The sequence below is a fragment of the Lelliottia sp. genome, assembly GCF_045627565.1.
Taxonomy (GTDB): Bacteria; Pseudomonadota; Gammaproteobacteria; order Enterobacterales; family Enterobacteriaceae; genus Enterobacter.
Genome location: NZ_JAZQNX010000010.1, coordinates 18,174 through 32,910, shown reverse-complemented (window position 1 = coordinate 32,910; position 14,737 = coordinate 18,174). Strand labels below are relative to the sequence as shown.

Below are 14,737 nucleotides of genomic sequence, written 5' to 3'. Positions count from 1 at the left end.
CAATCACATAATACTGACCACTGGCGGCGAGACTTAACCACTCGCCCCTCGCTTTGACCGCTTAGCCTCCACAAACAACCACTCACCGATTTACCTTCCTTTACACGCGCGCAGATCTGGCAAGATCGCCTCAGCATTAATCAATACTTCCTCACAACGAACTCTGACCCCTTTTTACCGTTAAAAAACCAGGTCTAACTATGGATACTAAAAAACTTCTTAAGCACGTACCCTGGGCACTCCTCGGGATCCTCGGTGCGTTCTGTCTGGCCGTTGTTGCACTACGTCGGGGCGAACACGTCAGTGCCCTGTGGATCGTAGTCGCATCGGTCTCTGTCTATCTGGTCGCGTACCGCTATTACAGCTTGTATATCGCGCAAAAGGTCATGAAGCTTGACCCAACGCGCGCCACACCGGCGGTCATTAACAATGACGGCCTGAACTACGTTCCCACTAACCGCTATGTGCTGTTTGGTCACCACTTTGCCGCAATTGCCGGTGCAGGTCCGTTAGTCGGGCCAGTACTTGCCGCGCAGATGGGTTATCTGCCAGGCACGTTATGGCTGCTCGCAGGCGTTGTGCTGGCGGGTGCGGTGCAGGACTTCATGGTGCTGTTCATCTCGACGCGCCGTAACGGTGCTTCGCTGGGTGAGATGATCAAAGAAGAGATGGGCCGCGTGCCGGGCACCATTGCCCTGTTCGGCTGCTTCCTCATCATGATTATCATCCTTGCAGTGCTGGCGTTGATCGTCGTGAAAGCGCTGGCGGAAAGCCCGTGGGGCGTCTTCACCGTCTGTTCAACCGTGCCGATTGCGCTGTTCATGGGTATCTACATGCGCTTCCTGCGCCCAGGACGCGTCGGCGAAGTGTCGGTCATTGGGATTGTGTTGCTGGTCGCCTCCATTTACTTCGGCGGCATTATTGCGCACGACCCGTACTGGGGCCCGGCGCTGACCTTTAAAGACACCACCATTACTTTTGCCCTGATTGGTTACGCGTTTATCTCCGCACTGCTGCCGGTCTGGCTGATTCTGGCGCCGCGTGATTACCTCGCAACGTTCCTGAAAATTGGCGTGATCGTCGGTCTGGCGATTGGCATCGTGATCATTAACCCGGAACTGAAAATGCCTGCGGTCACGCAGTACATCGACGGCACCGGTCCGCTGTGGAAAGGCGCGATGTTCCCGTTCCTGTTCATCACCATCGCCTGTGGCGCGGTGTCTGGCTTCCATGCGCTGATCGCTTCCGGCACCACGCCGAAGCTGATGGCCAACGAAACCGACGCACGCTTCATTGGTTATGGCGCGATGCTGATGGAATCTTTCGTGGCAATCATGGCGCTGGTTGCAGCGTCTATCATCGAACCGGGCCTGTATTTCGCGATGAACACTCCGCCAGCAGGGCTCGGCATCACCATGCCAAACCTGCATGAGATGGGCGGCGACAATGCTGCACTTATCATGGCGCAGTTGAAAGACGTTAGTGCCCACGCGGCGGCGACCGTCAGCTCCTGGGGCTTTGTTATCTCCCCTGAGCAAATCATGCAGACCGCGAAAGACATCGGTGAGCCGTCCATTCTGAACCGTGCCGGTGGCGCACCTACGCTTGCCGTCGGTATCGCACACGTGTTCCACAAAGTGTTGCCGTGGGCGGATATGGGCTTCTGGTATCACTTCGGGATCCTGTTCGAAGCGCTGTTCATCCTGACTGCGCTGGACGCTGGTACCCGTGCGGGCCGCTTTATGCTGCAAGACTTGCTCGGCAACTTCGTGCCGTTCCTGAAGAAAACCGACTCTCTGGTCGCCGGTGTTCTGGGTACAGCAGGCTGCGTCGGTCTGTGGGGTTACCTGCTGTATCAAGGTGTTGTGGATCCGCTGGGCGGCGTGAAGAGCCTGTGGCCACTGTTCGGCATCTCTAACCAGATGCTGGCGGCGGTTGCCCTGGTACTCGGCACGGTTGTTCTGGTGAAAATGAAACGCACCAAATACATCTGGGTGACCGTGGTTCCAGCGATGTGGCTGCTGCTTTGCACCACCTGGGCGCTGGGTCTGAAACTGTTCAGCACCAACCCGCAGCTGGAAGGCTTCCTGTATATGGCTAACCAGTACAAAGAGAAAATCGCGGCGGGCAGCGGTGATCTTACGGCTCAACAGATTGCCAACATGAACCATATCGTGGTGAACAACTACACCAACGCGGGTCTGAGCATTCTGTTCCTGGTGGTGGTGTACAGCATCATCTTCTACGGCATTAAAACCTGGATGAAAGTGCGTAACGCCGACGGTCGTACGGATAAAGAAACCCCGTATGTGCCAGTGCCGGAAGGTGGCGTGAAAACCTCTTCACACCATTAATCCGCAATCCTCCCCCTCTCCCTTTAGGAGAGGGCTGGGGTGAGGGGAACACAAGCCCAGCGGACTCACATCGCCGGGCTTTTTCTATCTGGAACCCACAATGTTTGGTAACTTAGGCGAAGCAAAAAAATACCTCGGTCAGGCGGCAAAAATGCTGATTGGCATTCCGGACTATGACAACTACGTTGAACATATGAAGACTAACCATCCGGATAAGCCGTACATGACCTATACCGAATTTTTCCGCGAGCGTCAGGAAGCGCGCTACGGCGGAAGTGGAGAAGGCGGCGTACGCTGCTGCTAAAGGAGAAACCATGACACCGATTGCCGTTACCCTACTCACCGGTTTTCTCGGCGCGGGCAAAACCACCCTGCTGCGCCATATCCTGAACGAACAGCACGGTTTTAAAATCGCCGTTATCGAAAACGAATTTGGCGAAGTCTCCGTTGACGACCAGCTGATTGGCGATCGCGCCACCCAGATCAAAACCCTGACCAACGGCTGCATTTGCTGCACCCGCTCCAGCGAACTGGAAGACGCGCTTCTCGATCTGCTCGACAGCCGCGATCGCGGCGACATCGAGTTCGACCGTCTGGTCATTGAATGCACCGGCATGGCCGATCCCGGCCCGATTATCCAGACCTTTTTCTCTCACGATATCCTCTGCCAGCGCTATTTGCTGGACGGCGTGATCGCGCTGGTCGATGCGGTCCATGCCGACGATCAGATGAACCAGTTCACTATCGCGCAGTCGCAGGTGGGTTATGCCGATCGCATTCTGCTGACCAAAACCGACGTCGCGGGCGACAGCGAAAAGCTGCGCGAACGTCTGACGCGCATCAACGCTCGCGCGCCGATTTACACGGTCACGCACGGTGATATCGATCTGGCACAGCTGTTCAACACCAACGGCTTTATGCTGGAAGAGAACGTCACGTCGAAGCCGCGTTTTCACTTTATCGGCGACAAACAAAACGACGTGTCATCGATTGTGGTCGAGCTGGATTATCCGGTGGATATCAGCGACGTGTCGCGCGTAATGGAAAACCTGCTGTTGTCATTCGCCGACAAACTGCTGCGCTACAAAGGCATGCTGTGGATTGACGGCGAGCCAAACCGCCTGCTTTTCCAGGGTGTGCAGCGCCTCTACAGCGCCGACTGGGACCGCCCGTGGGGCGATGAAACGCCGCACAGCACAATGGTCTTTATCGGGATTCAGTTGCCGGAAGAGGAAATCCGCGCAGCGTTTGCAGGCTTGCGTCACTAACGTCTCCTCTGTCCGCAACCGCGGTTTACGGCCTAAGGCTTCACCTTTTTAGCCGATCGTCACAGTGCTTATCTTTACGCGACACAAAAAAACGGGCGACATCTCTGTCGCCCGCTGTGTCATCACACTGTGAGGTTACTGGCGAACTACCACCAGTTTCTGGTTCACAAACTCTTTAATCCCCAGATCTGACAGCTCGCGTCCGTAGCCGGAACGCTTCACCCCGCCAAACGGCAGCTCGGCGGCAGTATCCGTCAGCCAGTTGATGTACACCATTCCGGTTTCAATCTGCGACGCCATTTTCTTCGCGCGTTCGATATCACGACTAAACACCGCGCCACCCAGCCCATAGTGCGAATCGTTCGCCAGGCTAACCGCTTCATCATCGTTTTTCACGACGTAGACCTGCGCAACTGGGCCAAAGAACTCTTCGAAATACGCCGGATTGTCGCGAGAAATGTGGGTCAGAATCGTCGGCTCGAAGAAGTTCCCTTCGCGCTGCACCGGTTTGCCGCCAAAGTGCAGCTTCGCGCCATTTTTCACCGCCTCGTTCACCTGTTTGGTGAGCGTCTCCAGCGCATCTTTCGACGACAGCGGCCCTAACGTGGTGCTCTCGTCAAACTGATCCCCCACCTTCACATTGCTAAAAGCTTCGGTGAATTTCGTCAGGAATTGCTCGGCGATTTTTTCGTGAAGAATAAAACGCTTGGCGGCGGTACAGACCTGTCCGGCGTTGGCGAGCCGGGCCTTCACGCCGATCTCCACCGCTTTTTCCAGATCGGCATCGTCCAGCACCACGAACACATCGTTACCACCCAATTCGAGCGTTGATTTTTTGATGTGCCTGGCCGCCTGTGCTGCCACCACGCTACCGGCCTTCTCAGACCCCGTCAGCGCCGCGCCCTGGACGCGCGGATCGGCAATAATGTTCGCGACCTGATCCGACGAAATAAACAGATTGGTCCAGGCACCGTCTGGCGCACCCGCTTCGCGCACCAGATGTTCAAAGGCCTCAGCGCAGTGTGGCACGATGCTGGCGTGTTTCGCGATCACCGGATTACCCGCTGCGAGGTTAGGCGCCAGGACACGCATTAGCTGATAGAACGGGAAATTCCACGGCTCAACGGCCATCACCACGCCGATGGGATGATGTTCAACCCACGCGTCGCCGAGTTCGGTTTTATAGGTCACCGGAGCCAGAAACTGCTTCGCATTATCCGCGTAATAACGCGCGATTTGCGCACAGAGTTTCACCTCGCTGCGGCTTTGCTCAATGAGTTTCCCCATCTCCTGGCTGGCAATTTTTGCCAGTTCTTCCGTACGGCTGTCGATCAGATCGGCAAGTTTATGCAGCACGGGAAGCCGCTGTAAAATATCCCCTTTTGCCCATTCAGAATGGTAAAGCGCATCGGCGGTTTTTAACGCCGCTTCGACATCAGCGTCGGTATGAGAGGGATAAGCTTTGATAAGCTGGTTGTTAGCAGGATTCACTGTCTGATAAGCCATTTTGGTCTCCTTAATTTACCGCTTAGGGGAGTAAGGGTAGTCAAGATGACTGGCTTTTGACGTAAAGTTGGGTATATCCAGAGGTTTCTGATAAAGGTCTGGATAACGTTTTTTGCACTTTCCCCACGCTCCGCTCTATCCTTAACCCATGGAAAAATTAGCTGAACTTAAACGCGCCAAACTGTTGGCGCTGTCGCTACTGCTGATTGCAGTCGCCACTTTTATTGTCACCCTCTTTCTGCCACAGACCTTCTGGGTGCGGGGCGTAAAGGCTATTGCCGAAGCGGCGATGGTCGGTGCGCTGGCGGACTGGTTTGCGGTGGTAGCGCTGTTTCGTCGCGTGCCGATCCCGTTTATTTCACGCCACACGGCGATTATCCCGCGTAATAAAGATCGGATTGGCGACAATCTTGGCTTGTTTGTGCAGGAGAAATTTCTGGATACGCAGTCGTTAGTGGCGTTGATCCGCCGCTACGAACCGGCGCAGATGATCGGCAACTGGTTTAGCCAGCCGGACAACGCCCAGCGCGTCGGACAGCACTTAATCCAGGTCATGAGCGGGTTCCTGGAACTCACCGACGACGGACGCATTCAGCGCTTACTGAAACGCGCGGTGCACAAAGCTATCGATAAAGTCGATTTCACACAAACCAGCGCGGTGATGCTGGAAAGCATGACCAAAAATAATCGTCACCAGGTTTTGCTGGATGCCATCATTTCCAAAATGATCACGCTGATTCAAAAAGAGAGCTCACGCGAATTTATCGCCGCGCAGATAGTCCACTGGCTCAAGACCGAACACCCGCGTAAGGCGATGATGCTGCCAACCGAATGGCTGGGCGATCAAAGCGCGGAACTGGTGTCGGATGCGGTCAACGCGATCCTTGATGATATCAGCCACGACCGCACCCATCAGATTCGACAGGCGTTCGACCGAGCCACGCTGAAGCTTATCGACAACCTGAAGAACGATCCGGAAATGGCGGAAAAAGCCGAGGACATCAAACATTATCTGAAAAATGACGAGGCGTTTAACCGCTATCTCGGTGAGATGTGGGCCGATTTACGTGCCTGGCTGAAAGCCGATATGCAGAGCGAGGATTCCCGTGTGAAGCAGCGTATCGCTAACGCCGGACAGTGGTTTGGCGAGACGCTGGTCGCTGACGCCAGCCTGCGCGCCTCGCTGAACGAGCATCTGGAGCAGGCGGCGCATCGCGTGGCGCCAGATTTTGCGTCGTTCCTGACGCGTCACATCAGCGACACCGTAAAAAGCTGGGATGCCAAAGATATGTCGCGCCAGATTGAGCTGAATATCGGCAAAGATCTGCAGTTTATTCGCGTCAACGGCACGCTGGTGGGCGGCACTATCGGCCTGATTCTGTTCTTGCTGTCGCAGCTGCCCGCCGTGCTGTCACACTACACGTCTTTTGGTGGCTCGATAACGTAACGCGTCGGTTCAAAACAGTTCAGAATCAGATGCACCAGGAACACCAGCGTCAGTGTGGCCACCAGCGCCACGGTGACGGACACGATGCGGTACAAATCGCTAAAGACCAGATCGCCATCCGGATGCATATTCTGACCAAACATAATGCCGATGGTGGTGATGCTGGCAAATCCCACGCCCGCACCCACTTTTTCCATCACATGCAGACGCGCGCCAAACGCCAGCCCGAGGCCGATCAGCGGCATCATCAGCACCATATGGCTGGTGTGGTCGTAGAGCAGCAACTGCATCACCAGAATGTACAAGCAGCCCAGCACCACGCCGACCACGCGCCAGAGCGAGCTCATCACCGCGCCGCGATAGTGCATCGGGAATAAAATCAACACGCCCGCCATCAGCGCCGACAGGGAATCGCTTAAATCACTGATCTGGAAAACGACAAAAATCAGCGTCGCCACGGTGCCTGAAAGCAATGACTCGTGGCGCACGCGGGCAGCGTTTTTCTCGATCAGCGGCGGCGGCTTGCGCGGCTCGACGTCCGGCAGCAGAAAGTGCATCAGCGCGCTCAGGCACACCGCCATCACGCTGGCTTCGATATTTGAAAACAACAAAGTGTGCCAGTTGGTGCTGGGATAACTCATAAAGTTGAGCATCACGCTCTGACACACCACGCCCATCGAGCCAAACAGGAACAGTGCCCCCTGGCTCATAAAGCGAAAACGCATCACGTACAGGCCAAACACCACGAGCGTCATGATTACCGGCCATTGCGACAAATAGCCGATGATAATCACCATTTCGACGCAATTTATCGACGCGCTGAAGACAAACTGTTTTGCCACGTGACGATTAAAGACCGGCACCAGCGACAGCAGCATGATGGGATAGACCACGTAAAACACGCCGTAGGTGGTGTTGTAAAAGCTCGAAATGCTCAGGGCAATCATGCCAGCAAAAACGATGCGCAACGTCTGGCGAAAATCATTGGGCGTATAAACAATATTGCCGTGCGGGGTAAACACCCGCGCAAGAGTGTTAATAGACATGATCAATAAACATAGTGCAGCAGGCTGACGAGATGAATTTGCAGCCCCGAGAAGAAGCGCGCAAACGGCCCTTCGCTGTTATACAGCTGCACAGTGGCACGTGCGCCGGTCGGCAGATGTTTAGGCAGCACTTCGTCCAGCGCGATATGAATGCGCATACGCTGTGCGTCACGCACCCAGCGATTCGACGTTTCCGGCGCAGACAGCTCGCCGTTTACCGCCTCCTGCCCCGCCAGGATCCCGGCGTCACTGCTGGAGACGTGGGCGCGGAAAACGCGGCCCGGAAACGCATCAAACACCACGGCGGCGTCCGTTCCCTGATGGGTATGACGCAAACTTTTCTCGCGAAAATCGGCCACGATATCAGTCTGATTGTTCACCAGCGCCAGCGCGGCAGCGCCGGACGAGGCGTAAAAACCGGGGCTTAGCTGAACATTACTCACCGTGCCGTCCGCCTGGGCGTAGACTTTGGTCCAGCTCAGATTCAGCTCAGCCTCTTCCAGCGCATTGCGGTATTTTTGTAGCGTCACGTTACGCTTTTCATCCCGCTCGCCCCGCTCAATGCGCAGGTTATGGATGTTGGCTTCCAGATTTGCCACCGACTGCTCGCTGCTCTGCCAGGTGGTGCGAACTTTATCCAGATCCGCCTGCGACACGTTTTGCAGGGCGCTCAGTTTTTGATAACGCTCAAACGTGACTTTATCGTTACGCGCGGTGAGCTGCGCCGTTTTCAGGCTGGCCTGGGCGGCGACAATCTGGGCATCCAGCTGTTGGTTAGCGAGTCGCGCCTGTTCGAGCGCGATTTGCGCGGCCTCGACTTTATTGCGAAACGGCGTGGGATCGAGTTCAAACAGCACGTCGCCCTTTTTCACCTGACTGTTATTGTGCACATGCACTGCCGCCACGTAGCCGGAAACGCGCGTAGAAACCGGCGTCACCACGCGCATAACGGTGGAGTCCGGTGTCAGCGGGATCCAGATATCGGCAACAATAAAATAGACAAACATCAGCAGGAAAGAGGCAATACTCACCCTTACCCAGCGGGCAAATTTTTGTTCAGGAGTCATTTTTAGATCTTGTTATCTTCTTCGCGGATTGTCCGCAAATTGCAGGCGATTTGATTTAATGTTGCGCTGAAAATATCGAGATGTTCAGGCGCAATATTTTGCGATACGCGGGTCTGAAATTCCTCAATCACACGCGTGAGGGTTTTCAGCACCGCTTTGCCTTCCGGCGTGAGTGTCAGCAGCCGGATGCGCTTGTCATAAGGCGATGTGGTGCGCAGCAGATAGCCCTGCTTTTCCAGCTGTGTAAGCGTGCGCATCAGCGGCGGCAGTTCGATGCCCTGCACTTCCGCCAGCTCGCTCACCGAGACGTTTTCCCCCAACTGCTCAAGCTGCATCATCACCGTCCAGCTCGACTGGGTTAACCCCGTATCGAGAATGGCGTCGTCAATCACCGCGCGCCATTGCCGCACAATCATTGCCATCCGCATGCCCATCGGCCTGCGGCAGAACAGATCTTCTTCGCTCATGGGAAACCCTCTCATCACTCGCGGACAAGATAATAGTTATCAGGGTAAGTATCAAGAAACGAAGGATGAAAGAGCAGGAATTGCAAATACAGGATCGCGAAGATCGCCAGAAAATCTTACCCCGTCACAAGCCGCTGGCTCGTCAGGTAGTTTTCGATGGCGATCCACTGGGTCAAGTGCATGAGAAGCGTTAAAACAGCCACCGCCAGCGCACTTTCATTCAGGTATTCAGCGGTTACCGTATGTTGCCTGGCTGCGGCGAAGGAGACGCCTTCCACGACAAAAAGCCCCTCAAAAAATCGCAAAAGATGGTAGTACTCTTTCCGGATACAATATGGGATGGCGTCCGCTTTGATATCACTCAAGTACTGGTGATAAACAACCACTTTCTTTTGCTGAAAATCCATGTTCCCGGTCAAGACCAGCAGCGCCGCCTCCAGCTTTTTTTGTGCCGTCATCATTTTTTGCATGCTTTAACCCTCCCACCTTTTTTGCATTATGCGTTGTGATCCAGTTTCTTATAGAGACCGGTCAAATTGGTAACAGCATATTTTTTGTAGATATTTCGTCGATGATGACTGACCGTTTTCCCGGTCACATTCACGAAGCGTGATATCTCTTTATTCTTTTTACCCGAAACAATATAAGGCAGGAGCATCGTCTCCATTTTCGTTAAGCTTTGTTGCTTCTCAAGCTGATACCAGCGCCTATTTTTGAAAATAGTAATTTGCTGCTCTGCCTGCGCAAAATGCGCCAGGCAGGCACTTAATTTGCGAACAGAACTTTTACAGTCGATCGTTAAATCAGCGACGGTATTAATTAAAATATTTTCAATCGTGCTCTCAAAGCACGAGTCACGGGTAATAAAAATAAGATAACTTTGTGCATAGCGATTCTTTATTTCCAGCAACGCATTTAACGATTTTGTATCAGATTGGCCATAATCGACAACAATTGCCTTCGCCCTTTCTATCTTATCTTTACTGACTTTTTTAATATCATCCACGTAAAGTACATTACGGAAGGCTGGCGCTTCCGACAAATGCATCTCCACCAGCATTTCAAAGCCTTTAATGAAATAGCCACAGGAGGTTAATACAATAATCATCGTCCATAACCCTATTGTTTACACGGATTAGTTCATAATCCCCATAAAACTGCTTAATTACAATTAACAATATTCCGGAGGATTATAGGAATATTCCTAAGCCATTAGAGGCGAATTGTGCGATCCCTCACATACCATAAACAAACCTTGAATTAAAAAACTTTTAATACAGACAGATAGAATTATTCATAAGATTTATCCAAGGCACTAAAGACCCTTCTGAGATCCCGCCTGATTTTATTTTGATAAGCTGCGAAACGTAACGAAGGATTAAAGAATGTATGGATTTTATTTTTTCATTAACTCCAAAAATAAAACCATCACGGGAAATTAGAGGGACGCTTTTATGAAAACAACATTTCGTCTGACTCAGGTTGCGACAAGTATTAGCCTGCTGCTGGGTAGCAGTGTGGTCATTCCAGGCACGGCGCTTGGCAATAGCTGCACCACATTTTCCCCAGCCGGAACGTGCGGCTTAACCGAATATCAAATGACGTCGCCATTAAATCCACTGCCGACCGCCTGGTATTTCACGTCGCCCACTCAGGATGCGGCCATTAATGCCACCGCAAAAGCGCAAAATATCTATTTTGCCAGCGGTTCGTCATCGCGCCAGGCCAATGATATTCAACAACTTCTCGTCGATGGCGCAAATTTGGGCGGCCATTACATCAACGCCAGCAAAACAGGTTCAGCGGCCATTACCCTTGCAAATAATGCCGTGGTTGACTGGATCGAAGCGGGCGGTGCACTCACCAATACCAGGATTATCATTGATCATTCAACCCTGAACGGGGCTAACGCTGCGGTGGATTACGATAAAACCAATAAAGCCAACTACAGCAAAAACTATGCGCGTGGAAACGCCATTTATCTGGCTCCTGCCGATAGCGGCAATACGGATATCGATATTATCAACGGCAGTCAAATTACGGGCCGAATCTATGCTGGCGGTGCCGGTACGCACGATGTCTCCCTCGAAAACAGCGCCATTCAGGCGGGTGGCATCCTGCTTTACAGCACCAAAAACAGAAATGACGTTCATGTCGTAAACAGTGAGATCAGCACGACGGGCGCAGTGATGGCGACCAGCAACGCCATTGAGATCACCAATTTAGCGCGCACGGACAGCACCAATACCATCGAGATTGAAGACAGTCGGATCACCGGGTCGGTAGCAGTGAGTAGTACTGGAAGCAATAATATTCTCGCGGTAAATGATTCAGCGATAACAAAAACCAACCAAACCGATGGCAACGCGATTAGCCTGAAAAATGGTGCCACCACGCAACTCACGCTGAATAACGCGCAGATTGCAGGCCACGCACTGCTCTCCGGGTCGGGCAGCACTGCTGCGACAATCGATCACTCCCAAATCGACGGCAACATCATCGCCAACAACGCGGCGCAGATCGCCTTTGATATCACCCACTCTGTGCTGAACGGCAATATTGACGCCAGTACCGGGAGCGGCATTGTCGCCCTGCACTTAACCGACAGCAGCGTGAGCGGCGACGTCAATCTTAATGGCACCAGCGTGAAGGAATCTGACGTCTGGCTTAATCGCTCCGATGTGCAGGGGCATCTGTACGGCAGCGGCGAAAACAGCACCCTGCATCTGGACGGTTTCACGCAGTTTAACGGCGAAAAATTCAGCCAGTTCAGTGCCCTGAATATCACCGGAAATCTAAATCTGGCGGGCGGTTTCAGTGATACCAACGTCGGCGCTGGCCTTTCCGTACATGGCGAAACGCTCACAGCGCGGGTCAAGCTCACTGCCGGGAACCTGACCTTTGATAAGACCAAAATTATCGCTGACACCCTGTCGTTATCGAACGGCGCAACGCTTGCCCTGACCGACCGCAGCCAGCTTCAGACGCGTTCCGATCAGCTCTTTAAGCGTGCTTCATCTGCACTTCTGCCAGAGGGTTATAACGACACCGGCCAGCGTGTATCGCTGAAAGACAGCACCCTGATCCTGACCGATAACACCTATCATCTGGATTATGTAAAAGCCGTTAATCAGCTGATTAGCCCCGCAGACGGCAACTCGCTGGTGATGCTCGGCACGCTATTGAATGCCGATAACGTCGCGGGAACGGCGAGCGTCACGGACGCCTCCATCACCCAGGCCGTGCTCGCCAATACGCAAGTTACCGCCGGTAAAAACCGCCTGATTATCGGGGCTAAAAATTCCACGACTGCCGATTATATTGCAGTGAGTAACGGGTTTGGCGCGGCGCAGCTCCAGTTCGAGGGCGAAGGAAAACCATCCGTAGAAATTGGTAACGGCCAGGCGTTAACCCTGACGGGAGCCATGGGCGGCGCGCTGATTCACGTCGCCCATTCGCCCGCTACAGCTGTTGATGTCGCCGTCAATAACGGCACGCTTAATTTGGGTTCCACGGCGGTTGAGAATGTCACTGCGCATCTTAACGGCAACGTGTCGGTCGCCCCGGAAGGTACGCTGAACGTGGTGGCGGGCGATCACACCATTACCTCTGGATCGTCCACCGCAGGCGTCATCAGTAGCGGTCTGGTTACTATTCATCATGATGCCACGCTGCATTCTGACGTCGAAATGCGCGACGCCGGGCAGTTAGTCGTTAACGGTTCATTGCAGGCCGGACAGCTCACCGCCAGCCAGGAGGCTGAAATTACGGTCGGTGACGCAGCCGCCGCCGGAACGCTGATTGTTGATCGCATGGATCTCCAGGGGGCCAGACTGTTTATCGACCCGTCATGGGTTGAGGGCGGAACGCTGGCGGATGCCTCACGGGTTGCCAGCGCCAGCACAGACATCAACGGGCGAATGACCGTCGGCCAGAATGCTTTACTGGTTTTGGGTGGAACCGCCACCGCACCAGCAGAACAACGCTTTGCCACGACCGGCCTGAAATGGGGAAGCGATGGGATCACCGCCGCGCTGAGCATTCAGGCACCTCAGACGTTATCAGCCACTCAGGGCGGGTTACGCGTCGACGGCTCGCTGACCCGCAATGCAACCTCTCGCGACGCGACGTTTAACACTGCCGAATTTGCCAACCGCTCGCTGTTGATGGTTGATAGCCAGGATATGACGCAGGGCAAAGCGGCGCTCAGCGCTGAAAACGGCACATTAAAAGTCGCTGATTCTGCTGCGCTTTACGTGGCGAATGCCAAAGCGAATCAGACCTACGTGGTCGCCAAAGGTTTTAGCGATGTGCACATCGATGGCAACGGCTGGCAGCAAAACAATCTGCTGCTGAATAAACTGTTGAACGCCACCATCCAGGAAAATCACGGCGGAGTGACCGTGTCTACTCGAGCCAGAGCGGCGCAGGACGTATTGCCAGGCGTCGTGACGCCTCACGCACTGGATAGGCTGATTGCGACCGGAGAGAACTCCACCACTGCCACTCACGCGGGTCAGCGCTTCCTTTCTGTCGCGATCGACTCCCCTGAAGCAAGCGTTGAACAGGTGGTCAAAACCGTCAACAGCGCGGCACAAATGGCCTTTGCGGGCGGCGTGCAGAGCAGCACGCTGGCGGTGGGAAGCTCGGCGGTCAACGCGATTTTCGACCGAAACTCAGTGTCCAGTGCCGCACGCCAGAGCGTAGAACCCGACGCCAGCGTATGGGTGCAAACCCTTTACGGTAACCAGCGTAGCCGCGACCTGAGCGCGGGATCCATGCAGTACGGGCACGACACGGACTTTTACGGTCTGATGCTGGGTGCGGATAAAGCGTACGAAACCGCGCATGGCGTAATGCGCAGCGGTGCGGCTTTCCATGCGGGTAACGGCAACGTGGATTCACGCGGGGATTTTAACGCCACGCACAATGACTTCAGCTTTTGGGGCGTTTCGCTTTATCAAAACTGGCGTCAAAAATCGCTTAACGTCACCGGCGAAATAAGCCTGACGCAGAGCAGTAATGACCTCTATCAGAAACAGCCTGGATGGGTGAATATAGGCGACACGCTGAAGGCAAACGTCGATTCACGCCTGTTCAGCGCCGCTCTGCGGGGAGAATATCTGATTGAGACAAACGCGGTGGATATTATTCCGCACGCCGGAGTGCGATATAACCAGCTCACCACGCAGTCGTTTGAGACCAAAAACAAGCAGGGTGAAAACGTCTTCCATACCGATAAAGGCACCCAGAATATCTGGCAATTCCCTGTCGGGGTGAATATGAATAAAACCTTCGCCCTGGATTCGGGCTGGAATATAACCCCTCAGGCGGATATTGCGGTGATCGCCGTCGCGGGTGATAAGTCTGCGAAGAACACGCTTCATACCGTTGGTATTCAAAGCCGGGATGTCATCTCTGCCGACATCATGGATGACACTAGCTTTAATGGTCAGGCTGGAATGAAATTCCAGAAAGGCAATATGACCTTTGGTGTGGGTTACAGCATCAACGCTTCCCGCCACGACACCGGGCAGACCGTCAGCGCCAGCTATAAACTCGCGTTCTGATAGCCAACGCCG

Annotated in this window: 11 protein-coding genes; 5 read left to right on the top strand and 6 right to left on the bottom strand. The window is 54.0% G+C overall.

The genetic code is table 11. From position 1 onward, the window contains the following. Nucleotides 1-200 precede the first annotated feature (200 nt). The 3 genes from ACKI5T_RS07950 to yjiA all read left to right on the top strand — a co-directional run bounded on the left by ACKI5T_RS07950 (nt 201) and on the right by yjiA (nt 3,622). Nucleotides 201-2,354, top strand: a complete 2,154-nt coding sequence (locus ACKI5T_RS07950; protein ID WP_012015921.1) for a carbon starvation CstA family protein — start codon at nt 201-203, stop codon at nt 2,352-2,354. 100 nt (nt 2,355-2,454) lie between these two features. After that, complete coding sequence (locus tag ACKI5T_RS07945) at nt 2,455-2,658, top strand: YbdD/YjiX family protein (protein ID WP_003856610.1); 204 nt, start codon at nt 2,455-2,457, stop codon at nt 2,656-2,658. A gap of 10 nt (nt 2,659-2,668) precedes the next feature. Then, nucleotides 2,669-3,622 carry a GTPase gene (gene yjiA, locus ACKI5T_RS07940; protein WP_235134673.1) on the top strand — a complete coding sequence of 318 codons (954 nt, stop codon included), beginning with the start codon at nt 2,669-2,671 and terminating at the stop codon, nt 3,620-3,622. 135 nt (nt 3,623-3,757) lie between these two features. On the opposite strand, the gene ACKI5T_RS07935 is transcribed toward yjiA, so the two are convergent. Further along, on the bottom strand, nt 3,758-5,128 hold the full coding sequence (locus ACKI5T_RS07935) for an NAD-dependent succinate-semialdehyde dehydrogenase (RefSeq protein WP_407436875.1): 1,371 nt from the start codon (nt 5,126-5,128) through the stop codon (nt 3,758-3,760). Nucleotides 5,129-5,276: 148 nt separating this feature from the next. Between ACKI5T_RS07935 and ACKI5T_RS07930 the strand changes: the two genes are divergently transcribed. Beyond that, nucleotides 5,277-6,575 (top strand): DUF445 domain-containing protein, encoded by a 1,299-nt coding sequence (locus tag ACKI5T_RS07930; protein ID WP_407436873.1) that lies wholly within the window; start codon nt 5,277-5,279, stop codon nt 6,573-6,575. Here the strand turns inward: ACKI5T_RS07930 and ACKI5T_RS07925 are convergent. From ACKI5T_RS07925 to ACKI5T_RS07905, 5 genes are all read right to left on the bottom strand, one after another. After that, nucleotides 6,545-7,621 (bottom strand): DUF2955 domain-containing protein, encoded by a 1,077-nt coding sequence (locus tag ACKI5T_RS07925; protein ID WP_407436871.1) that lies wholly within the window; start codon nt 7,619-7,621, stop codon nt 6,545-6,547. The genes ACKI5T_RS07930 and ACKI5T_RS07925 overlap by 31 nt on opposite strands. A gap of 2 nt (nt 7,622-7,623) precedes the next feature. After that, on the bottom strand, nt 7,624-8,688 hold the full coding sequence (locus ACKI5T_RS07920) for an HlyD family secretion protein (protein ID WP_407436869.1): 1,065 nt from the start codon (nt 8,686-8,688) through the stop codon (nt 7,624-7,626). A 2-nt stretch (nt 8,689-8,690) separates the two neighbouring features. Next, entirely contained in the window at nt 8,691-9,155 is a 465-nt protein-coding gene (locus ACKI5T_RS07915; RefSeq protein ID WP_059180230.1) for a MarR family winged helix-turn-helix transcriptional regulator, read from the bottom strand. A gap of 116 nt (nt 9,156-9,271) precedes the next feature. Then, nucleotides 9,272-9,625 (bottom strand): hypothetical protein, encoded by a 354-nt coding sequence (locus ACKI5T_RS07910; protein ID WP_407436867.1) that lies wholly within the window; start codon nt 9,623-9,625, stop codon nt 9,272-9,274. A gap of 26 nt (nt 9,626-9,651) precedes the next feature. Continuing rightward, on the bottom strand, nt 9,652-10,263 hold the full coding sequence (locus ACKI5T_RS07905; protein ID WP_012015913.1) for a LuxR C-terminal-related transcriptional regulator: 612 nt from the start codon (nt 10,261-10,263) through the stop codon (nt 9,652-9,654). A gap of 346 nt (nt 10,264-10,609) precedes the next feature. On the opposite strand from ACKI5T_RS07905, the gene ACKI5T_RS07900 reads away from it, so the two are divergent. Beyond that, nucleotides 10,610-14,725, top strand: a complete 4,116-nt coding sequence (locus ACKI5T_RS07900; RefSeq protein WP_407436865.1) for an autotransporter outer membrane beta-barrel domain-containing protein — start codon at nt 10,610-10,612, stop codon at nt 14,723-14,725. The last annotated feature ends 12 nt before the right edge of the window (nt 14,726-14,737 follow it).

Excerpts from the sequence above, each read along its gene's own strand:
- ACKI5T_RS07910 (WP_407436867.1), bottom strand. The coding sequence starts at position 9,625 with ATGCAAAAAATGATGACGGCACAAAAAAAGCTGGAGGCGGCGCTGCTG.
- ACKI5T_RS07935 (WP_407436875.1), bottom strand. The coding sequence starts at position 5,128 with ATGGCTTATCAGACAGTGAATCCTGCTAACAACCAGCTTATCAAAGCT.
- ACKI5T_RS07945 (WP_003856610.1), top strand. The coding sequence starts at position 2,455 with ATGTTTGGTAACTTAGGCGAAGCAAAAAAATACCTCGGTCAGGCGGCA.
- ACKI5T_RS07930 (WP_407436873.1), top strand. The coding sequence starts at position 5,277 with ATGGAAAAATTAGCTGAACTTAAACGCGCCAAACTGTTGGCGCTGTCG.
- ACKI5T_RS07920 (WP_407436869.1), bottom strand. The coding sequence starts at position 8,688 with ATGACTCCTGAACAAAAATTTGCCCGCTGGGTAAGGGTGAGTATTGCC.
- ACKI5T_RS07925 (WP_407436871.1), bottom strand. The coding sequence starts at position 7,621 with ATGTCTATTAACACTCTTGCGCGGGTGTTTACCCCGCACGGCAATATT.
- ACKI5T_RS07900 (WP_407436865.1), top strand. The coding sequence starts at position 10,610 with ATGAAAACAACATTTCGTCTGACTCAGGTTGCGACAAGTATTAGCCTG.
- ACKI5T_RS07915 (WP_059180230.1), bottom strand. The coding sequence starts at position 9,155 with ATGAGCGAAGAAGATCTGTTCTGCCGCAGGCCGATGGGCATGCGGATG.
- yjiA (WP_235134673.1), top strand. The coding sequence starts at position 2,669 with ATGACACCGATTGCCGTTACCCTACTCACCGGTTTTCTCGGCGCGGGC.
- ACKI5T_RS07950 (WP_012015921.1), top strand. The coding sequence starts at position 201 with ATGGATACTAAAAAACTTCTTAAGCACGTACCCTGGGCACTCCTCGGG.
- ACKI5T_RS07905 (WP_012015913.1), bottom strand. The coding sequence starts at position 10,263 with ATGATTATTGTATTAACCTCCTGTGGCTATTTCATTAAAGGCTTTGAA.